At 48.9% G+C, this 21,071-nt stretch carries 15 protein-coding genes; 14 read left to right on the top strand and 1 reads right to left on the bottom strand.

From position 1 onward, the window contains the following. The first annotated feature begins 10 nt into the window (after positions 1-10). The 5 genes from ACKFKH_RS08575 (at position 11) to ACKFKH_RS08555 (ending at position 4,590) form a co-directional block, all read left to right on the top strand. Positions 11-310, top strand: a complete 300-nt coding sequence (locus ACKFKH_RS08575; RefSeq protein WP_446857845.1) for a 2Fe-2S iron-sulfur cluster-binding protein — start codon at positions 11-13, stop codon at positions 308-310. Positions 311-466: 156 nt separating this feature from the next. Beyond that, positions 467-1,702, top strand: a complete 1,236-nt coding sequence (locus ACKFKH_RS08570; protein WP_446857844.1) for a proton extrusion protein PcxA — start codon at positions 467-469, stop codon at positions 1,700-1,702. Between the two features lie 89 nt (positions 1,703-1,791). Further along, complete coding sequence (locus ACKFKH_RS08565) at positions 1,792-3,075, top strand: hypothetical protein (RefSeq protein WP_446857843.1); 1,284 nt, start codon at positions 1,792-1,794, stop codon at positions 3,073-3,075. A gap of 97 nt (positions 3,076-3,172) precedes the next feature. Beyond that, a complete protein-coding gene (locus tag ACKFKH_RS08560; protein ID WP_446857842.1) occupies positions 3,173-3,640 on the top strand; it encodes an FHA domain-containing protein in 468 nt (155 codons plus the stop codon). A gap of 68 nt (positions 3,641-3,708) precedes the next feature. Beyond that, on the top strand, positions 3,709-4,590 hold the full coding sequence (locus ACKFKH_RS08555; RefSeq protein ID WP_446857841.1) for a hypothetical protein: 882 nt from the start codon (positions 3,709-3,711) through the stop codon (positions 4,588-4,590). A 163-nt stretch (positions 4,591-4,753) separates the two neighbouring features. Here the strand turns inward: ACKFKH_RS08555 and ACKFKH_RS08550 are convergent, their stop codons facing one another. Beyond that, entirely contained in the window at positions 4,754-4,888 is a 135-nt protein-coding gene (locus ACKFKH_RS08550; RefSeq protein WP_446857840.1) for a hypothetical protein, read from the bottom strand. 62 nt (positions 4,889-4,950) lie between these two features. Between ACKFKH_RS08550 and ACKFKH_RS08545 the strand changes: the two genes are divergently transcribed. The 9 genes from ACKFKH_RS08545 (at position 4,951) to ACKFKH_RS08505 (ending at position 21,065) form a co-directional block, all read left to right on the top strand. Next, complete coding sequence (locus ACKFKH_RS08545) at positions 4,951-6,969, top strand: NAD(P)H-quinone oxidoreductase subunit 5 (protein ID WP_446857839.1); 2,019 nt, start codon at positions 4,951-4,953, stop codon at positions 6,967-6,969. Between the two features lie 163 nt (positions 6,970-7,132). Continuing rightward, on the top strand, positions 7,133-8,794 hold the full coding sequence (locus tag ACKFKH_RS08540) for a hypothetical protein (protein ID WP_446857838.1): 1,662 nt from the start codon (positions 7,133-7,135) through the stop codon (positions 8,792-8,794). A gap of 190 nt (positions 8,795-8,984) precedes the next feature. Beyond that, positions 8,985-9,686 carry a pentapeptide repeat-containing protein gene (locus tag ACKFKH_RS08535; RefSeq protein WP_446857837.1) on the top strand — a complete coding sequence of 234 codons (702 nt, stop codon included), beginning with the start codon at positions 8,985-8,987 and terminating at the stop codon, positions 9,684-9,686. A 262-nt stretch (positions 9,687-9,948) separates the two neighbouring features. Next, on the top strand, positions 9,949-11,604 hold the full coding sequence (locus ACKFKH_RS08530; protein WP_446857836.1) for an NAD(P)H-quinone oxidoreductase subunit 4: 1,656 nt from the start codon (positions 9,949-9,951) through the stop codon (positions 11,602-11,604). 635 nt (positions 11,605-12,239) lie between these two features. Further along, positions 12,240-13,424 (top strand): response regulator, encoded by a 1,185-nt coding sequence (locus ACKFKH_RS08525; protein WP_446857835.1) that lies wholly within the window; start codon positions 12,240-12,242, stop codon positions 13,422-13,424. 40 nt (positions 13,425-13,464) lie between these two features. Beyond that, positions 13,465-13,830, top strand: a complete 366-nt coding sequence (locus tag ACKFKH_RS08520; RefSeq protein ID WP_446857834.1) for a response regulator transcription factor — start codon at positions 13,465-13,467, stop codon at positions 13,828-13,830. A gap of 11 nt (positions 13,831-13,841) precedes the next feature. Further along, positions 13,842-14,387 (top strand): chemotaxis protein CheW, encoded by a 546-nt coding sequence (locus ACKFKH_RS08515; protein ID WP_446857833.1) that lies wholly within the window; start codon positions 13,842-13,844, stop codon positions 14,385-14,387. Positions 14,388-14,425: 38 nt separating this feature from the next. Beyond that, positions 14,426-17,836 (top strand): GAF domain-containing protein, encoded by a 3,411-nt coding sequence (locus ACKFKH_RS08510; protein WP_446857832.1) that lies wholly within the window; start codon positions 14,426-14,428, stop codon positions 17,834-17,836. A 133-nt stretch (positions 17,837-17,969) separates the two neighbouring features. After that, entirely contained in the window at positions 17,970-21,065 is a 3,096-nt protein-coding gene (locus ACKFKH_RS08505; RefSeq protein ID WP_446857831.1) for a hybrid sensor histidine kinase/response regulator, read from the top strand. The last annotated feature ends 6 nt before the right edge of the window (positions 21,066-21,071 follow it).

Below are 21,071 nucleotides of genomic sequence, written 5' to 3'. Positions count from 1 at the left end.
GAATCACTGTATGGCAACCTACAAAGTTAGACTAATTAACCCGGATGAGGGGTTAGATGTGACGGTTGACGTTCCTGAAGGCGAGTACATTTTAGATGCGGCTGGGGAACAAGATGTTGACCTCCCTTATTCCTGTCGGGCAGGTGCTTGCTCGACCTGTGCTGGCATGTTGAAGGAAGGAAAAGTTGATCAGTCAGATCAGTCTTTTCTGGATGATGAGCAGATCGAAAATGGGTATGTATTGCTTTGTGTCGCTCGCCCCACGTCTGACTGTACTCTGCTCACTCATCAAGAAAGTACACTGTACTAGAATTGAATGTTCTGGAAGTTAAACGCTCGTTAAACGTTCATTTCTCAACGACTCTACTTTGACAATTCAATGGGTGCCGCTCTACCTTTTGGTTTGCTAACTAACTCTGCACTACCCAACAAAAATAAGAATCGCATCTGCTCACCGGAGGGGATCATGACTTCTACATTGGCAAAGCTTAAGGAGTATGTGCAAGCTTCTAGCGATCGCTTTCTCAATACACCCGATCGCGCCTTAAATCGTGCCTACCAGTCCGTTCAGCAAATTGAACTACTCGAAACCCAGTACTTTAGTGGTGATAGCGCTTCCATCGAAGCTTACGAAGGTCATGCAGCGGCCTTTTTGAAGGCAGAGCTTGAAAAAAATCTGAGTGTTGCCAGACTAAAGCTTGCAGAATTTAAGACGAGCAGCGTGATCTTTGAATCGCTGAGTGATAGCCAACAAGAAAAGTTGAGCGTCATCGATCGGGTGTTAGCCAGATACACAGCGACGAAGGTTCCTTCATCTGCACTCTTGCCAACTTCTGCAACGCGGATCTCCACAACGGCAACCTTTCAGATAGAGCCAGCCAATACCTCTACTGCGAGAAGCTCGGTAGAAAAAACAGGGTTGCTGCCGCGCTCGATCGGAAACACCTTCAATCGGCTCAAAGAAGAGCTAAATCCCAAATCAGAAGCAGAAGTTATCAAGAAGTTTCGCAGCGACCAGGAGAAAACCGCTATTTCGGTGCGATTTCTCCTAGTGTTGGCGCTGGTTCCTCTATTGACTCAGATCGTGACGAAGCAAGTGATCGTCAGTCCGATCGTCGAGCGTGTCAGTGGTGGAGAGACAGCCCAGATTTTCATCAACTCTGAAATGGAAGAGGAAGCATTCAGGGAGCTACAAAGCTTTGAGGAAAGTCTGAAGTTTTCAGCGCTGATCAAGTCCAGCCCTCGACTTTCAGAAGCGGAGCAGGAAAAAAGAGTCGAACAGAAGGCAGACGAGATTGCCGAACAGTTTCGACAAAGAAGCAAGAATGCCATTAGCAATGTGTTTGCTGACTTGATTGCTCTAGGAGCCTTTGCCCTGATCCTCTTAATGAGCCAAAAAGAGATTGTGGTTGTCAAGTCATTGATGGATGAACTGGTGTATGGTCTCAGCGACACTACAAAGGCTTTCTCCATCATTTTGATGACCGATATCTTTGTGGGATTTCACTCACCCCACGGCTGGGAAGTGCTGTTAGAGGGAATGGCAAACCACCTGGGCGTTGCTGCCAATCACAGTATGATCTCGCTCTTCATTGCGACGGTTCCAGTTGTGATGGATACCATCTTTAAGTACTGGATTTTTCGATACCTGAGCCGTATGTCACCTTCAACAGTGGCCACGCTCAAACAGATGAATGAGTAGCACACCGACCAGCAAATCGTCACCCTGCTAGAAATGCCTCAGTCTAATTACTAGTGCAAAGGTTTGGGAGTCAATCCATGAGTTCAAAAATGCCTGAGAAACGTGTACGGTTTGTTCTTTGGGCGCTAGCAGGTTGTGGGCTAGTCTTGCTCGGTTCTATCTTTTTGGGCACCAGTGCAGTGCATTTTTTGCGGATCATCCTGTTTTGGGTGTTTATCCTGCTGAGTGTCCTGGTGATTCTGCGATTGTTTACAGAGTCGAGGGAAGTTTCAAAAGATCAGGTTGCGGATGCACTTAAAAACCAGCCTGTCAGCGACTCGCTTCCTTTTGCTTCTCTAATGCGTGTGTTGAGTCTGAGCTATGAAGTGTGTCAGCAAATTTCTATGGCTGTCCTGAGACGCTTTTCAAAAACTTCTGCAAGTCCGCGATCGTTGGGATCTGTGCGAAGTCGATCGCGCATTGGCTCTGGCGATCAAGCGCTCCCAGTAGAGGAGCGGACGGAGTTTAATCCGATTCGCAACCGTCTTCCCGATAAAGAACAGACTCAGATTGGGCCGTTCCCCAAAGCACTTCCCTCTGCGCCGCCGCTCAAGGAACCCACACTAAAAGAGTCTACTCCTATCGAAACCTTTCTTCCAGACGAGGAGCCACCGATTAAACACACTTCTAAAACGCCACCCCTAGAAGAATCAACCAGGTTTAGAGCAGTGGGACATCTGCCAGGAGAAGAACGATCGCAGGTGAGTGGTTTGTATCATGCGCCTCAACTAGAAGATCTCACCGGATTAAGACCAATACAGAAACCTCTTGTCGAGGAGGAGCGATCGCGGCTTCAGCCTTCTCAAAGCTCTGTTCCAGCACAGGAAATGACAGGATTACTTCCACTAGAGGACAAACGATCGCAGATCCAACCCCCATCACAGGAGGCAACGGTATCGATTGTCGCGCAGGAGCCTGTTCAAGACCTTGTTCAGCATAAGGAGCCACGCGAAGGACAACATGAGACTCAACATCAACCGCCTCAAGTTAAACACTCTCTTGAAACATCCTTACCTGAAAAGCAACCACCCGCTAGAACACAGGAAGTTATTTTAGGCACGCGATCGCAGACTCAACACATCGATCAACCTTTGATAGAAAAAAAGATGCCAGAGGAGCATACTACATTCAGACCCATGCAGAAGCCGACCTCAACCGAAGATCAAACACAGGTTAGATACTTACCAAAAGCGTCTTCTCGCGAAGAGCCAACTTCATTTGGAGCCATCCAGAAGCGTGTTTTGCAAGACGATCAAACGCAGATCAATCCCCCCAGCAAGACTCCTTCAAAAGACGGACAACCGCGAATTAAAAGCAATTCAAACCACGATTGAATCTGACTAGCTAACCCAGAAGACGGTGACCAGAAGACAGTGATTTGTTGGCACTAACCACTTCACACATCTAACTAACACAGGGAACTATACAACCATGATCACGCTCAAAATATTCGATCACCAAACAGGCGAATCTCAGGAAAAGATTTTTACTTCTAAAGCTTTGGCTCAAGGCGGAGGGCTGATTGGTCGAAACGCAAAATGCGACCTGATGTTAAACAGTTCTGATGTGAGCCGTGTCCATGCCCGCATCTTTAACCAGGCAGGACAGTATTATTTTTCTGATCTCGGCAGTACTAGCGGCTCGATGGTCAACGAAGAAGACGCTCAAACCAATCAGAACTTTCCTCTAAAACTCAATGACACGATTCGCATTGGTGATTTTGTCCTAACGGTGACAGCCGCTAAGTCGAGCAATGGCGCTAGTAACTCGATCGTTGCTTTTACTCGCACGTCGGCACGATTTTTGGCGGTAGTAGGTGTTTTGACATCGTTAGTTGCGATCGCCTATCTCTATCTCCCAGTAGATAGTCTTTCGCTTGACCAACTTTTCCATCCCTAGCTTTCTCCACAAGTTTTCTGGTTTGTTTCTAAATTTTTTACCTCTGCACCCCACGAGAGTTAAGCTTCATGTCAAGAGAAGAAGAAGTTCTGAAAAAGTTTCGCACCTCCAGAGCCAAGACTACAATGGCCGTTCAGTTTCTACTGACTCTGATCTTGGTGCCTTTGTTGACTCAGCAGCTATCCAAGCATTTTCTTGTTCGCCCGATCGTCGATCGTATGAGTGGAGAAGAATCGGCTCAAGTGTTTCTCAATTCAGAAATGAAAGAGGAAGCCTTCAAAGAGCTACAAACTTATGAAGAAAGTCTCAAGTTTGACGCGCTCATTCACATCAGTCCACCCCTAGTAGGAGAATCAAAGCCAGAAAAGACACCTGAACCATCAGAAATTAAAACAGAAAAACCAGCCGAACCATCAGAATCGAACCTGGAAAAGCCTGAGCCATCAGAAGTTAAATCAGAAAAGGCAACGACAGAACCCACGAAAACACCTGAGCAAGCAGCAGAAGAACGAGAAAAGTTAGTTCAGGAGAAGGCGATCGAGATTGCTGAACAGTTTCGTGGAAAAAGCAGAAATGCTGTGAGTAACGTGTTTGCAGACATGATCGCCACGGCATCCTTTGTGCTAGTTTTGCTGATGAGCCGCCCCCAAATCGCTGTCTTCAAGTCGTTTATGGATGATTTGGTGTTTGGTCTGAGCGACAGTGCCAAAGCGTTTATCCTGATTTTGATGACGGATATTTTTGTCGGCTTCCACTCGCCCCACGGCTGGGAAGTGTTGCTGGAGGGAATAGCGAACCACCTGGGTGTTGCCGCCAATGTCAGCATGATTTCTCTGTTTATTGCGACGGTTCCGGTGATCATGGATACGGTATTAAAGTATTGGATCTTCCGATACATGAGCCGGATGTCGCCTTCAACAGTTGCAACCTACCGAGGAATGAACGAGTGATGTGATTCACAACTAACTATCATTCTGTCTCAAAACCCTATTTAGCACCCTTTAGAAGTTCTCGAAGGGTGTTTTTTATGTTTACACCTCATCTTTATACACTCATAGTTTATATGTTACATACCTCCATTTTACTTGTTGCAGAGAGCGATCGGCGATAAGCTCATGGCGATCGCCCAATCCAGTAAACAGCCGCAATGTAGGATGAGGCAGCCATAAAACAGATGAAACTAATCTTGGGTCGATTCTGCTTCGCCCCAGGTTTGTTACCTCGGTGAGGATAGCTTAATGGAAACATCGGGTTTTTTAAGTGATGTCTCAAGCTGGTTGATTATAGACAATATGGAGCAGGCATGAATCATGGAGCTACTATATCAGTATGTCTGGCTAATTCCGGTACTGCCTTTAGCTGGAGCGGCGTTGATTGGTTTGGGTTTAATTACCTTTAACAAAACAACAAATCGTCTTCGTCGAGAAAGTGCCGTTTTCATCATGTCTCTGGTTGGAGCCGCGATGCTAATGTCTATGTCCTTACTGTGGAGTCAGATTCAGGGACATGCCTCTTACATCGACGGATTTGAGTGGGCAACTGCTGGAAGTTTTCATCTAAGAATCGGCTACACGATCGACCACCTGGCAGCAATGATGCTAACGATCGTGACCACTGTAGCGTTCTTGGTGATGATTTACACGGATGGCTACATGGCGCATGATCCGAGCTATGTTCGTTTCTATGTTTATCTGAGCTTATTTAGCTCCTCAATGCTGGGGTTGGTGATCAGTCCGAACCTGGTGCAGATTTACATTTTTTGGGAACTGGTCGGCATGTGTTCTTATCTGCTGATCGGATTTTGGTATGAACGTAAGGCAGCAGCGGCAGCTTCTCAAAAAGCGTTTGTTACTAACCGAGTTGGCGATTTTGGCTTGCTGTTAGGAATCCTAGCACTGTATTGGACGACAGGCAGCTTTGAGTTTGAGGTGATTAGCGATCGCTTACAGGCATTGATTCAGTCTGGTTCTCTTAGCGTTGGTTTAGCTTCCCTGTTTGCGATTCTAGTTTTTCTTGGCCCCGTTGCCAAATCTGCCCAGTTTCCATTACATGTCTGGTTGCCCGATGCGATGGAAGGCCCGACTCCGATTTCTGCGCTGATCCATGCAGCAACGATGGTCGCCGCCGGAGTTTTCTTAGTTGCGCGAATGTTTCCCGTCTTTGAAGGTCTGCCTGCTGCAATGAATGTGATTGCTTGGACAGGGGCATTCACGGCATTTTTGGGAGCGACGATCGCCATCACTCAAAACGACATCAAAAAAGGCTTGGCGTACTCCACCATGTCTCAGTTGGGATACATGATCATGGCGATGGGAGTAGGCGCTTATAGTGCCGGATTGTTTCACCTGATGACTCACGCTTACTTCAAGGCGATGCTGTTTCTTGGGTCAGGTTCTGTGATTCATGGGATGGAATCGGTTGTTGGACATGACCCTGCTTTAGCGCAAGATATGCGCCTGATGGGTGGATTGAGGAAATACATGCCCGTCACAGCGACTACTTTTCTAATTGGCACCCTCGCCATTGCTGGGATTCCACCGTTTGCTGGGTTTTGGTCAAAAGATGAAATTCTGGGGGCCGCCTTTGCTGCAAATCCGCTTCTGTGGGCGATCGGCTGGCTGACAGCAGGAATCACCGCCTTCTATATGTTCCGTATGTATCTCTCAACTTTTGAAGGGGAGTTTCGCGGACACAATTATGCCATTCGTCAGCAGCTCCAAACTAAAAAACCTCAACAGTCTGACGAATCTCCTGACCAGCATAACAACCATCGCGAGTACCCCCATGAGTCACCGCTGGCAATGGTGTTGCCATTAGTGATTCTAGCAATCCCCTCCCAGCTAATCGGGCTAGTGGGCACTCCGTTTGCCAACTACTTTAAAGCCTTCTTAAATTCCTCAGATCAAGCGTTGCCTGCTTTGATTGAGCGAATGAATGTTGTTGATCTAAATGAGTTTCTGTTGATAGCAGGAACCTCGGTCGCGATCGCGCTACTTGGCATTATTCTTGCCCTCCTGATGTATCTCAAGCACGAAATTGATCCAGGTGCGATCGCACATCGAATTCGACCGCTCTATTTGCTCTCTTTGCATAAATGGTACATCGACGATTTGTATGATGTGGTGTTTGTTCAGAGCAGTCGTCGCCTTGCCCAGCAGGTCAGAGAAGTCGATCGCACAGTAGTGGATGGATTCGTCAATCTGACAGGTTTAGTCACTTTAGTCCTGGGCGAAGGCTTAAAGTATTTGGAGAGCGGTCGCGCTCAACTCTACGTACTACTTGTTTTTGGCACAGTGTTGGGTCTAGTCTTGCTATCAAGTGTGAGTTGACGAGTAGGCTGCTTAACGGAACATTGACTAAACAAAACCAATCCACTGTCTTAGAGTGTTTGAAGTAGAACACGATCGCATTCATCGAATTAGCTAAAGCAACTACTCAAAGCCAGGGTGCGCCTCTACCAAAATTCCCACTCTTTAATTCCCAGGAGGAATCGTGGTTAACTTGAAAGGCGAATCTACGGTAAAAAAGCTGGCTACAACGGTACTCATGCTTGGAACAATCACAACTTTGCAGTTACAGACCAACCCTGCTGTGGCAAAAGATCCAGTATCGGTCGTTTGTGCAGGTCGAGTAGCTTTGAACACGGCGGGTAGTCTCAAACTTCCCTATTGCAGCAATAAACCTTTGGGACAACAAGATACCACTGTTCGGCGAGCTGTGATTGTTATTCATGGCACAAACAGAAACGCAGATGACTATTACCAGTACATCATAGAGGCTGCGCAAAAGGCTGGAGCATCCAACGATACGATTATTCTGGCTCCACAATTCTTGCTAGAAGAAGACATCGAAAGTCGCAACCCTGGACGCGATATTTCATTTTGGACAAACGACGGCTGGAAGCAAGGAGACTCATCACTATCCACATCGAGCAACCCGCGATCGGCACAAACTAGCTCGTTTAGTGCAGTCAATGGAATGATGGAGCAATTAGCAAACCGCAACCTCTACCCCAACCTGCAAAGCATTACGATCGTCGGACACTCAGCAGGCGGACAATTTGCCAATCGCTTTGCGGCGGGGAGTGTCGAATCAGCAGCGGTGCCCACCCGCTATATCGTCGCTAACCCATCTTCCTATGTCTACTTTGACAGCAAGCGCAGAGTTGTAGGAACGGTTGATCAATTTGCGGTTCCTGGCGCTCAGGCACAATCTAGTTGTCCTGACTTTAACACCTACAAGTATGGTTTGAGTGGGTTAAATCCTTACATGCAGAATCTTGGAGCCGCCAAGATCACATCGCAATATGCCCAACGACAAGTTGTTTACTTGCTCGGTGAAAAAGATACCGATCCCAATGCTTCTTCCCTGGATAATGATTGTCCTGCCAAGCTACAAGGGGCGCACCGATTTGAGAGAGGAACGATTTACTACAACTATCTAACTCAATTCTTTGGTTCCTCAATTCAGAACAACCATAGGAAAGTTGCGGTTCCTAATGTCGCGCATGACAGTCGTGCAATGTTCAACTCTAGCCAGGGTGTTCAGTCTATATTTGGACAAGCTGCACCGACACCCACTCCTACTCCTACACCTACACCTACTCCCACTCCTACACCTACACCTACTCCTACTCCCACTCCCATTCCTACTCCCACTCCCACTCCTACTCCCACTCCCACTCCAACCCCTATCAGCAATTCAGTCACCCTACAGGTTGTAGACGGCTGGGATACCAAAAGCCGGAAAACCTTAGTCCAAGATGGGAAAGTCTATGTAGTCAAGAAAAGTGATAACGATCGCTTAGATTTAGAATCAGGCGATTTTTGGTCATTCAAGTTTGGTAACACTATCCCGACAAGTAGCACAATTCGATCAGTGAAAATCTACATAGAACACTACGAAGAAGAAGGAATTTCGCCTAACTCAGTGGTCTTTCAAATTGGTGGCGGCTCACTAACCAAACCCTCCATCTTAGGAAGCCAAGCAGTCCCCGTTTTGTCAGGCGAGTCAAAAGAGAGCCTTGTAGAGTGGGATGTGACGGCAGCAATCAACACAGCCGCAAAGGTAAATGATTTGAAAGTTATTGTCCGCAATACCGGAACGAATGGCAAGAAGATCAAACTCGATCGAGTCTATGTCGTCGTCAACTAAAGCACCAGCATTTAGGGTGTAGCCTGATCTAAGACTATGTTCCGCCGTCTAGGGGCACTAGCAACTCCCTTAGAAGCTGACACGATGTCCTCGGCTATTGCATAACGAATCACCCTTTTATGGGTTTCCAATCTCAGAGAGTAGACAAATCGATCGGATTTGACCAATTGAGGCAATGGAGGTTAAGGAAATGAATGCAAAGGCACTGGACGCGAGAGAAATAGCTGTTGAGAAGCTTGTAAAACGCTATCTCTCAGGGCAAAGAAGTTTTAGCCAGACTAATCTCAGCGGCGCACATCTAAGTAAAGCCAACCTTAGAGAGGTCGATCTGAGTTGGGCAAAGCTAAGTCAGGCAAACCTGAGCGGTGCAAACCTCACGGGTGCAAATTTGATGGGGGCAGACTTAAGGGGAGCCGATCTGAGCATGAGCATTCTACGCCAAGCAGATCTCTGCCGAGCAGATCTTAGTAACGCAAATCTGAATGGAGCAGACTTGACTGAGGTGGATCTGCAATGGGCGATCGTGAGAGAAGCAGATTTGAGTCGAGCCAGCCTGCGAGAAGCGAACCTGAAACAGTCTACTTTGTCGATGTCTAAGCTAAGTCAAGCCTATCTACCCTGGGCAGACTTGAGCGAGTCAGACCTCACAGGAACTGACTTTCAGGAGGCGGTTTTGTTTATGGCTGATTTGACTGGGGCTAACTTGCAGAGCGCAAATTTTAGCAGAGCCGATCTCGTTGGAAGCTGTCTATTTAGAGCAAATCTCAGGCAGGTTAATTTGAGATACGCAACAATGAGGGGAACCATCATGCCTAATGGCACTTTTCATGATCGTTGCTGTGAGCCGATCGTGGAATATCCCAACTTTGTTACCTCCTTTGACTTAACTTAAAGCAAGAACAGACTTCATTCACTCACCACCCAGCGATCAGGTAATTTAGCAAGAAGCATCCGAATGTGTGGTTCAGGTCTGTCTCACCCTACTAGTTGATCGCGATTAGTGTAGTTCTACCTTTCAAGCTCGTCACCGCAGATATGTGCGATCGCTCAGTAAGGATAAAGCATTGATGACCATTGATGGTCAACCCCAAGGGCCTTGGCACGACTGCTTTGCCCTTTACACGCAGAAACTACTCTCTTCTTAAGTGCTAACCATGAGCATTCAATTTCCCTGGATAACAACGATCGTTATTCTGCCGCTCCTAGCTGCCTTCGTCATTCCTGTACTGCCAGACAAGCAGGGTAAAACCGTCCGATGGTATGCGCTGAGTGTTGGCTTAGTAGACTTTGCCCTGATGACCTATGTAGCCTGGCAGCACTATGATTTTCAGACGGCTGAATTTCAACTCACTGAAACCTACTCCTGGATTCCACAGTTGGGGTTGAACTGGTCAGTTGGCGTAGATGGTCTGTCAATGCCATTAGTGTTACTAACAGGTCTAGTAACTACCTTATCCATCTTTGCAGGGTGGAAAGTCAAAGATAGGCCCCGGTTGTTTTACTTTCTGATGCTGGTGATGTACAGTGCCCAGCTTGGTGTATTTGTGGCAAAAGACCTCCTGCTGTTCTTTATGACCTGGGAACTAGAACTGGTTCCAATCTACCTCCTGATTGCAATCTGGGGTGGAGCCAAACGCCGCTATGCTGCAACAAAGTTTATTCTTTACACTGCCCTGGCCTCGATTTTTATCCTGGTAGTTGGTTTGGGAATGGCGTTTTATGGAGATACCGTCACCTTTGACATGGAAGCATTAGGTCTCAAGAACTATTCTTTGGGATTTGAGCTACTTGCTTATGCAGGCTTCTTGATTGCCTTCGGAGTCAAACTACCGATTTTCCCACTGCACACCTGGTTGCCCGATGCTCACGGCGAGGCTTCGGCTCCAGTTTCGATGATTTTAGCCGGGGTCTTGTTGAAGATGGGAGGCTATGCCCTGATTCGCATGAACATTGAGATGTTGCCCAGTGCCCATGTCTACTTTGCCCCCGCGATCGCCATTCTCGGCTTGGTTAACATTATCTATGGTGCGCTGTGTGCGTTTGGTCAAACAAACCTGAAGCGACGGCTGGCTTACTCCTCAATTTCGCACATGGGCTTTGTGCTACTAGGCATTGCGTCTTTCACCGACTTGGGCCTCAATGGTGCAATGTTACAAATGCTGTCTCATGGATTGATTGCTGCCAGTCTGTTCTTCCTCGCGGGTGTCACCTACGAGCGGACTCACACCCTGAATATGGACGAGATGAGCGGAATGGGTAAAACTATGCCTAAGACGTTTGCTTTGTTTACGGCTGGCTCTCTGGCTTCTCTGGCGCTGCCCGGAATGAGTGGCTTTGTCGGGGAGATTATGGTGTTTCTAGGGTTGGTATCGAGTGATGCCTACAATCCCACATTTAAGGCAGTCGTGATTTTCCTGACAGCGGTTGGGCTAATTTTGACACCAATCTACTTGCTCTCCATGCTGAGACAGGTTTTCTACGGAACCGAAAATCCAGCGTTGACCAAGGAACATCAGCCGTTCTTTGATGCCAATCCTCGCGAAATGTTTATTACGGCTTGCTTGTTGATCCCGATCGTTGGGATTGGTTTCTACCCCAAACTAGTCACACAAACCTACGACATCAAAACAGTCGAAGTGTCGAATCTTCTAGAAAACAACTTGCAGAACAACTTAGCAGTGATTGCTCAAAAGCGTCATTCTCACTATGCTGACAGCCTTACAGCACCCGCGCTTTCCGAAAATTCTGCAAAGCTACTCAGTGTTGACAACTTAAGTACACTGGTCGCTTCTGATCAACCCTCAATGTAACGCTTGTAATTCAGTTGAACTCGGTGAAACCCAACGTGAGAATGTCAGTCAACCAGGATCAACTTTCAATGCAACGCTTGTAATTCAGTAGAGAACGCCGAAATAAGGTTGATTTCTATCTCACAGAAGTCAACTTTATTTTGGTTTTTTTATGAGAAAATATAAGAATCATAGACATGATTGACGAGAATTACAGTGTCTATTGAGTTTGTAGTGGGTTCAGTAGAAAGACGTATAAAACTCAGGAAAAAACTGAACTTTTAATGGAAAAAAGTACTTATAGTTATTAGCAACGTAGTCTGCATTGCGAGATGTGGTTCGATTGGTGAAATCCCATCCTCAAGAGTATTTGAGATGGTTCGGTTGATCAATTAAGCTTCAGGGACTACACAAAGCTGCTGCATTAAAGTATTCAAAATATTGGCAGCTTCTACTACTGTAAAAATTTTGATAATTGCCCTGCAAGAGAAGGCTTTATCAGGGTTGATCAAACTAGTTTGTGTAGCTTCCATCCTTGAGACTAGTGGTTTACCGTGCTTTTTCTTCTACAGACATTTATATAGCAGCATTCTACCCTAAAAAAACAGGTGTTAGTAGCTGATCAATGATTTAGATTTCCCTCCAATCTTTCAACAATGTTTACTCCATCATCTGTGAGATTGATCGAGCCTCCCATTGCGATTTACAAGGTGGAAAACGCCCACGAACTCGCAAGGCATATTCAGCTTTGTAGTCGAGAGAGGATTTCAGGTCGGCTGGATTTGAGTGTTTCGGGTACTCAGGGAACCCTGTGGAGTTTGTTTTTTCACTTGGGGTGCCTAACGTGGAGCGCGGGTGAGTTGCACCCACTGCGTCGTTGGAACCGACAACTGTATCAGCACTGTCCTCATCTGGCTGCGGACGATCGGGCAACGGAGCGCCCTCACACCTGGGACTACGGCTCTTTAGTCAATCAGGTTAAACAAGGAAAAATTCTGCCAGGAAAGCTGGCAGCGATCGTGGGAGGCAACATTCTAGAGCTGCTGTTTGATGTGATTCAGACGAGTCAACAGCCCCGACAGCGCTTGGAAATGCGACTAGCTTACAGTAAGCTGTCTCACGATCTGCTGACCTCACCGCAGGTTTCGCTTCAGGCTGACCAGGCCTGGCAGCAAGCCCAAAAAGCCTGGGAGATTTGGCAACAAGCGGGTTTGGTCGGCTTTTCCCCCAATCTGGCACCCATCATCTGGGATCAGGAAGGACTGCGACAGCAGACATCACTGCTCGCCTATCACAACCTCTCCGCCCTGGCAGACGGCCGGTGGACGTTGAGAGATCTAGCCGCCAAATTAAACCAGCCCCTAGTGCCCTTAACGCAGTCCATTATGCCCTATGTGAACGAGGGGACGATGGGGCTAACGCTCGTTGATGACATCAGCTTTCGCGTCAAGTCAAACACAGGTTCCCTGATTGCCTACATTGACGACAGCCGATTTGATAGCGCGATGATGGGGCAGATTCTGGCTCCGGCTGGCTATCGGTTTATCAACATACGCGACTCAATGCAAGCACTGCCAATGCTGCTAGAACACAAGCCTGACCTGATCTTTTTAGACTTGCTTATGCCTGTGGCAAATGGGTATGAAGTCTGTGCCCAAATCCGCCGCATTTCAGCCTTCAAAGACACTCCAGTGATTATTCTCACCAGCAGTGATGGCATTGTCGATCGGGTGCGGGCAAAGCTTGTTGGCTCCTCGGGCTTTTTGGCAAAGCCGATCGAGTCAGCAAAAGTGCTGTCTGCTTTGGAGCAATATCTACCAGTTTCCTCCCTGTCTTCTTAGAAGGCTGATTTGAAGAACGTTGTATCACGAGCACATGTCTATGACCACGATCCTTTTAGTTGAAGATAGTTTGACAGAAACTGAGGTGCTAACCCGCTACCTCAAGCAAGCAGGTCTGGCAGTAATTAGCGTCACCAGTTGTGAAGAGGCTCGAATCAAGCTCGACTTGAAGAAACCAGATCTGGTGGTTCTGGATGTGATCCTCCCAGGGCAAAGCGGGTTTGAATTGTGCCGCGAATTAAAAACCCAGTCCAGTACTTCACAGATCCCGATCGTGATCTGCTCAACCAAGGGAACTGATGTAGACAGAATGTGGGGCGCAATGCTGGGGGCGGATGCCTATCTTCACAAACCTGTCGATCAGAAAGAGTTTACAAAAACCGTTTTGCGCCTAACGGCGGCTTAGGAGGCAATTTTATGATGCAATCCTCCGATTCAGCACTAGCCCTCAGTAGTCTGAGCGCGTTGATAGTAGGTCCCCTTCCCCCAGAAACTCGCCAGCGACTGCTCCGCTTTCAGCTAGGAACCGAGGACAGCGTGCTGCTACCCCTAGGGCAAATCACAGAAATTCTCAAAATAGACGGGAGCGAGATTTTGCCCGTTCCTGACATGCCTGGCTGTGTAATGGGGATTTGTAACTGGCGAGGGGAAATGCTCTGGCTTATAGACTTCAACGACTTTGCGGGCTACCCGTCGCCCTTTCAACCGGAGCAAAGGGCAACCTCGATCGCGGTGATCGTGGCTCAAATCAATCACCAATCAATCGGACTGGGAGTGCAACAAGTGCATGACATTGAGCTACAGGATTTGCGGCACCTTCAACCCACCACGCTCGGTTTGTTTGCGCCCCAACTCTTGCCACTAGTTCAAGGAACGATCCCAGGGTGCAGGGATGCTGTTTTAGACCTCCAACCCATTGTTCATTGCCCCCTATGGAAAAAATACCCAGGAGGAGAAGCTTAAAGTTTTTTACTTTAGAGGCTTCTCCAACCATGCGCTTCGTGAAACAACTCGTAGGCAGTGACCCCCCAAAAAATCGAGCGATCGCAGATCCGCCAAAACAATCAACCCTGACCGATCAAGACACGATTCTAGAGGTCAATCCTCCCCAGTTTGCTCAACCAGATAATGCTCCAGAAATACCCATAACCATGCAGAAACTAAAGCAATCTAAAACCAGTCCCTCTTCTAGTTACGAAGTCACCACGCCCTTAGCGAACTCGTTTAACAACAGTGAGCCACCAGCGGAGTACTCGGAGCGTTCCAGTCTGGAGCTATTTACCATTGCCAACCAGATGCGCCAGACAGAGACGGTTGAAACGTTGTTTGAAACCACTGTGACGGAAGTTCATCGCGCTTTACAAGCAGATCGCGTGCTGATCTACCGCTTTCAAGGCGAACACCAGGGCGTTGTGGTTGCCGAGGCGATGATGGTCGGCTACACGCCCAGTTTGAAGGTGACACTCCCGGCGATCGCCTTTGGAGTCAAGCACCCATCAGACTATCAGCAACAGTCCTTCGTGGCACTCGATGAAGTTGTCCAAGAAGCCGTCACGCCCTATCAGCTTCAACTGCTACAACAGTTTCAGGTCAAGTCAAGTTTAAGCCTTCCCATTTGGGTCGGGGAGCAACTCTGGGGGCTACTGGTCGCCCAGCAATGTTCTAACTTTCGCAAATGGGAGGAGATAGAAATCAAGTGGCTCGACCAAGTAGTTAGGGAACTGAGGCTAACGCTTCAGCCAGTAGAGGTGCGTGCCCAAAAACACAAGCAAGCTGAACAAGACAAAATCATTGCAAAAATGATTCAAAAAATCCACCAGTCTCCGGATGTGGCGAGCGTTTTTGAGACGACAACCCAGGAAGTGCGGCAGCAGTTGAAGTGCGATCGGGTCGCAGTCTACCGCTTTAACCCAGACTGGAGCGGTCAGTTTGTGTCGGAGTCAGTGGGTAAAAACTGGATCGCGCTCGTGGGACTTGAGCTTGAAACCGCGTGGGCAGATAGCTATTTGCAAGAAACTCAGGGAGGTCGTTATCGCAACAATGAAACGGTCGCAGTGGATGACATCTACAACGCGGATCATAGCCCTTGTCACCTTGAGATTTTGGAAGGGTTTGAGGTCAAAGCTTATACGATCGCACCGATTTTTGATGGAGAAACGCTGTGGGGCTTACTGGGTGCTTACCAAAACTCAGGATCGCGCCACTGGGAGCCAACCGAGGTGAGTTTGCTGGCTCAAGTGGGGCGGCAGTTTGGGCTAGCGATCCGACAAGCGGAATATTTAGAGCAAGTCCGATCACAAACCACTCGACTCAGCCAAGAATCAGAACGGGGGCAAGCCGTCGCCCGTGTTATCGATAAGCTTCGCCAGGCTTCTGACATTAACACCCTCTTTAAAACCGTCACCCAAGAAGTTCGGAAGCTCCTGAATGTTGAGCGGTTGACGATTTACAAATTTCGCCCAGACTTCTTTGGCGATTTTGTGGCGGAGTCAGAGGCTAGAGGTCTGCCCCAACTCGTGGGCAGTGGGTGGGAAGACCCCTACCTCCAAGAACATCAAGGCGGCATGTTCTGCAACAACGAGCCATTGGTCATCGATAATATCTACACCGGGGATCTGACCGATTGCCATGTAGAAGCGTTAGAGGTCTATGAAGTCAAAGCCTGTCTGGTCGTAGCTATCTTCCAGGGACAGACGCTTTGGGGGTTACTTTCTGCGTTTCAAACCAGTGCCGAGCGGCATTGGCAAGAGGGAGAAGTTCAATTAATGATGCGAATTAGCGCTCAGTTGGGGGTAGCATTGCAACAAGCAGAATATTTAGAGCAACTGCGAATTCAAGCAGAACAGTTGGCAAAGACAGCAGAGCGGGAACGCTTCATTACCAGAACGGGCGATCGCATTCGGCAGTCTCTCGATTTGCAGAAGACCTTTAAGACCACTGCTAGAGAGATCCGCAGCTTTTGGCAGGTCGATCGCGTGGCGATCTTCAAATTTGACCCAGGCTACAGCGATGGATCAATTATTGTAGAAGATGTTACGCCAGGCTATGTTTCAGCCTTGACGGTCAAGGTGACGGATCACTGCTTTGTCGAAGTGGCAGCGCAATATCAAAAGGGTCGGGTCTGGGCGCTTGATGACCTCTATCAATCAGGAATGGCAGACTGCTATATCGAATTGCTGTCTCAGTTTCAGGTGCAAGCCAACTTAGTGGTGCCCTTGTTCAAGGGAGAAAAACTTTGGGGTTTGTTCTGCATTCACCAGTGTAGTGGGCCTCGGAAGTGGCAAGAAGCAGAAATTGAATTTGCCAAACAGATTGCCGCCCAACTCAATGTGGCTATTCAGCAAGGAGAGTTTGTTGAACAATTGCAACAGCGATCGCAGCAATTAGCAGAAGCCGCCCAACGAGAAAAGAGCGCCAAAGAGCAACTTCAGCAAGAAGTTATCCAATTACTGATGGCAGTCCGACCTTCGCTGGCAGGTGATTTGACGGCTCGCGCCCCGGTGACCGATACCGAAGTAGGCACGGTGGCTGATGCTTATAACAACACCCTGGGTAGCCTACGGCAAATCGTGACGCAGATGCAAGCCGCCGCTAACCAAGTGAGCCAAACTACCCAAACCAGTAGTGCTTCCATTACAATGCTCACCCATCAGGCTCAAGCGCAACTCCAAGCGATCGACCAAGCCCTCGGACAAGTGCAAAGGATGGCTGGCTCAACGGAGGCGGTGGAGACCAATGCCCAGCAAGTAGAAGCTGCCGTTCAGCAGGCAAACCAAACGGTCTTAGCTGGCGATGCGGCGATCGATCGCACCGTGGAAGAGATGGACGACATCCGAGAAACCGTGATGGAGACCAGCAAGCGGCTGCAACGTCTGAGCGACTCTTCTCAAAAGATTTCCAGAATCGTCAGCTTGATTGGCAACTTTACCACCCAGACCCAACTGCTAGCCTTGAATGCGTCGATCGAAGCCACACGAGCCGGAGAGTTTGGACGCGGGTTTGGCGTCGTTGCCGATGAAGTGCGATCGCTGGCGCGACAGTCTGCCAATGCTGCCACTGAGATTGAGCAGCTTGTCCAAGAAATCCAGGCAAGCACGGCTGAAGTGTCTACCGCAATGGAGACAGGCATTCAACAGGTTGAATCAGGAACCACCGTCGTGAATGAAGCGCGTGAGAATTTGAATGCGATCGTGGGTGCTACGGCTCAAATTAGCCAACTCGTAACGGGCATCACCCAGGCCACTCACGCCCAGACTCAGGAATGTCAGTCAGTTACCCAAACGATGACGAAAGTAGCCGCCATTGCCCACCAAACCTCGGAGGATTCCGCTACGATTTCTGCCTCATTCAAAGAGCTACTCGCAACGGCTCAAGACCTGCAATCCAAGAGTGGACAGTTCAAGGTCGATTAACTAGACAGATCCATTGACCTCCTGCATCAATACTCTGCCCCCGTCCTGGCCCTCTCCTCAAGGAAAGAGACCAAGAGGGTTCTGGCTGGGAGCATCCCAACTGTGTCGCTGAGATCTTCGCCCCCCTTCAATCATGACCCCAGACCCAACCATCCGTGAGCAAACCTATCAATACTTTCTTCAAGAAGCCCCCGAACTGCTGCAAGCGCTAGAAGAAGGCTTGCTGCGCCTCCAAGAGAGCTGGGGCATCAATGAAGTCAACAACCTGATGAGAGCCACCCACACCCTCAAAGGGGCAGCCACCAGCGTGGGATTGGAGACGATCGCCAGCGTGGCCCACTCGCTTGAGGATATCTTCAGAGCACTCTGTCAGCCTAACCTATCCCTCGACTCAGAAGCGGAAGCATTACTCTTTGAAGGAATGGAGTGTCTTCGCCTGCCGCTCATGGCAGAACTCACAGGCAGATCGGTAAACCATGCCGAAATTCTCGATCGAGCCGCCGCTATTTTTACCCTGCTGCAAGCCAAGCTGGGAGACTGCTTTGGTCAAGAAGCCTATCTACCCACCTCGGCAGATTTGGGGTTTGATCTGACTCAATCCTTATTTGAAGGGGGGGTTACTCAACGACTCGCGCAAATCGCAACGAGCCTGGACAATGACCCCCCTGAAGAAATCTGCACCGTACTGCGAACTCAAGCCGAAATTTTTCTGGGTTTAGCAGAGTCTCTCAATCTAGTCGGGTTTGGAGCGATCGCCCACACGGTGCTTACGGCTCTAGATCATCATCCTGATCAGGCAGTGATCATCGCTCAGATCGCTCTCGCAGACTTCCAAGCAGGACAGGCAGCCGTGCTGGGGGGCGATCGTAGCCAAGGCGGTGAACCCTCTCGTGAGCTACAACAACTCGCCGATCTTCCGCCTCGCGGAGATGCCTTCACGCTCAATGCTGATATAGCTGATATAGAGGTGAGTGAGTCAATCGAAGAGGCGCTAGATACTCCGCTTTTAGAAAGCATCTGGGGTCAGCAGTCCACTTTAGACGAGCCAATACTCGATCAACAGTTGAAAGAACTGGTACAACCAGACTCAGGCGCAAACGTTGAGCAAACCCTGAGCCAGATGTACAGCCCGCCTCAACCTGAGCGATCGGTAGCTCCTCTAAACGCGCTCCCCCAAAAAGACCCAGTTTCGCCACTGCCTGCTGTGCGAGTGGGGGTAAAGCAATTAGATCATCTCAACTACGTGATCGGCGAACTAGTCACCCACCAAAACCGCCAGTCGCTTCAGACCGAGCAGCTACAGACGGTCAGTAAAACCCTGCTCAACCAGATCCGGCAACATCAACAACTGCTCGGTCAGCTTCAAGATCACTCCGCTCACCAGGCTAACTTGTTCAAACAGCCACAGGCGAAAAATCCACTAGGAGCGCCTTCAAAGCTCCCGCGTAAAGCAGCCCGTAAAGCCTCTAAACAAGGAAGTACTCAGGCTCGCTCTGATTTCTTAGCCCGCAACCACGGGAGCAACGCTGCCCTGATTCAGTTGCTGGTCGATCACCTGGTGCAGTTAGCAGAAACGGCGGATGCTATTGATCTGCTGACTCGCGAAACTGACCAAACCCTAGAAAAGCAACAGCAACTGCTAACCTCTAGCCAGAGTGCTTTAATCGAAGCTCGGATGTTGCCCCTTGGTGAGATCTTGGGTCGCTTTCCCAATGCTCTACAACAGCTAGAAACCCTGCACAACAAACCGATCGCGCTCAGGCTGCACGGCAACGAAGTTCTCGTGGACAAAGCAGTAGCTGAAAAGTTGTTTGACCCTTTGCTGCACTTAGTCCGCAATGCCTTTGACCACGGGATTGAACCTGCCGCCGTTCGACAACAGCGAGGCAAACCAGAGAAGGGGCAGATCACACTCTCTGCCTACTACCAGGGCAGACATCTCGTCCTCGAAGTTCAAGACGATGGCAATGGGTTGGACTTTGATCAAATTCGACACCGCGCGATCGAGCGACAACTCATCTCCCTCGAAAAGGCGCATAGTCTCACTCAAAATCAGCTAACTGATTTGCTATTTGAGCCAGGGTTCTCCACGGTGTCTCAGGTCAGTGATCTCTCTGGGCGAGGCGTTGGGCTAGATGTCGTGCGAAACCAGGTGCAAGCTCTGCGAGGGGCGGTCACGGTTGATTCTGAGTTGCATCGGGGAACGACCTTCAAGTTGCAGATTCCGCTCAACCTGACGATCGCTCAATTGTTTGTCTGCGAGGTGGGGTCTAAGACCTATGCCTTGTTAGATGATAGCGTTGAGCAAATTTTGATTCCGATCGCTAGCCAGATTCAAGAGCGCAACGGGGGCAGGTTTTTGCGGTGGAGTCAGGGCGCAGAAGAAAAACTGGCTCCGATCCACTCGCTGGCAAGCCTTCTCGATTACGATGCAGCGACTCCGCTCTCCATGAGTTTCCAGGCTCCCCTGAGTGCCAAGGATTCGATCGATCCCGTCATTGTGATTCGCTGCCAAGAGACCCTACTGGGTTTGGAGGTCGATCGTCTCATTGGGGAGCAACAATTGGTTATCCGTCCTTTAGGAGCTATGATTGGCTCACCGAACTATATTCATGGGGCAACAGTGCTGGCGGACGGGCGATTAGCATTGGTCGTAGAGGGGGCAATGTTACTTCAAAAAGTGTTTGATCAGCCGCGTACCGCCCCAGTCCATCACCATTGGGCTAAGACAACCGCTGGGCCGCTTCTATCCAGTCCTGAGAGATCGATCCTGCCTCAGCCTCAGCCCACCTTTTCAGCCCTCCCAACTTCAGACTTTAGTGAAAAGCCAGACACTCGAATTCTAATTGTGGACGACTCAATTACTACACGCCAATCCCTGACGCTGACTTTACAAAAAGCTGGCTATCGTGTCTTTCAAGCTCAGGATGGTTACGAAGCTCTTGAGCAGTTTCAGCGTCAATCTGATATCCGGCTAGTTATTTGTGATATTGAAATGCCCCGCATGAACGGGTTTGAATTGCTGAGAAATCGACAACAAATTCCTCTATTAGCAGACATTCCGATCGTGATGCTGTCATCTCAGAGCGGCGATAAGCATCGGGCACTCGCCTCACAATTAGGAGCAACGGTTTATATGGTCAAGCCTTATATGGAGCATAAACTATTGGCTATCGTATCAGATCTGCTCAAAAGAACGGCCCTCAACTCTGCATCTGAGCTAGGATAAGGTGGA

It is taken from the genome of Phormidesmis sp. 146-20 (assembly GCF_052939475.1).
This window is presented reverse-complemented; position numbering and strand designations above follow the sequence as displayed.

What these genes read in the sequence shown, in the direction of transcription:
- ACKFKH_RS08550 (WP_446857840.1), bottom strand. Translation starts at nt 4,888, where the DNA reads ATGTTTCCATTAAGCTATCCTCACCGAGGTAACAAACCTGGGGCGAAG.
- ACKFKH_RS08530 (WP_446857836.1), top strand. Translation starts at nt 9,949, where the DNA reads ATGAGCATTCAATTTCCCTGGATAACAACGATCGTTATTCTGCCGCTC.
- ACKFKH_RS08505 (WP_446857831.1), top strand. Translation starts at nt 17,970, where the DNA reads ATGACCCCAGACCCAACCATCCGTGAGCAAACCTATCAATACTTTCTT.
- ACKFKH_RS08575 (WP_446857845.1), top strand. Translation starts at nt 11, where the DNA reads ATGGCAACCTACAAAGTTAGACTAATTAACCCGGATGAGGGGTTAGAT.
- ACKFKH_RS08560 (WP_446857842.1), top strand. Translation starts at nt 3,173, where the DNA reads ATGATCACGCTCAAAATATTCGATCACCAAACAGGCGAATCTCAGGAA.
- ACKFKH_RS08520 (WP_446857834.1), top strand. Translation starts at nt 13,465, where the DNA reads ATGACCACGATCCTTTTAGTTGAAGATAGTTTGACAGAAACTGAGGTG.
- ACKFKH_RS08525 (WP_446857835.1), top strand. Translation starts at nt 12,240, where the DNA reads ATGTTTACTCCATCATCTGTGAGATTGATCGAGCCTCCCATTGCGATT.
- ACKFKH_RS08535 (WP_446857837.1), top strand. Translation starts at nt 8,985, where the DNA reads ATGAATGCAAAGGCACTGGACGCGAGAGAAATAGCTGTTGAGAAGCTT.
- ACKFKH_RS08570 (WP_446857844.1), top strand. Translation starts at nt 467, where the DNA reads ATGACTTCTACATTGGCAAAGCTTAAGGAGTATGTGCAAGCTTCTAGC.
- ACKFKH_RS08545 (WP_446857839.1), top strand. Translation starts at nt 4,951, where the DNA reads ATGGAGCTACTATATCAGTATGTCTGGCTAATTCCGGTACTGCCTTTA.
- ACKFKH_RS08565 (WP_446857843.1), top strand. Translation starts at nt 1,792, where the DNA reads ATGCCTGAGAAACGTGTACGGTTTGTTCTTTGGGCGCTAGCAGGTTGT.
- ACKFKH_RS08555 (WP_446857841.1), top strand. Translation starts at nt 3,709, where the DNA reads ATGTCAAGAGAAGAAGAAGTTCTGAAAAAGTTTCGCACCTCCAGAGCC.
- ACKFKH_RS08515 (WP_446857833.1), top strand. Translation starts at nt 13,842, where the DNA reads ATGATGCAATCCTCCGATTCAGCACTAGCCCTCAGTAGTCTGAGCGCG.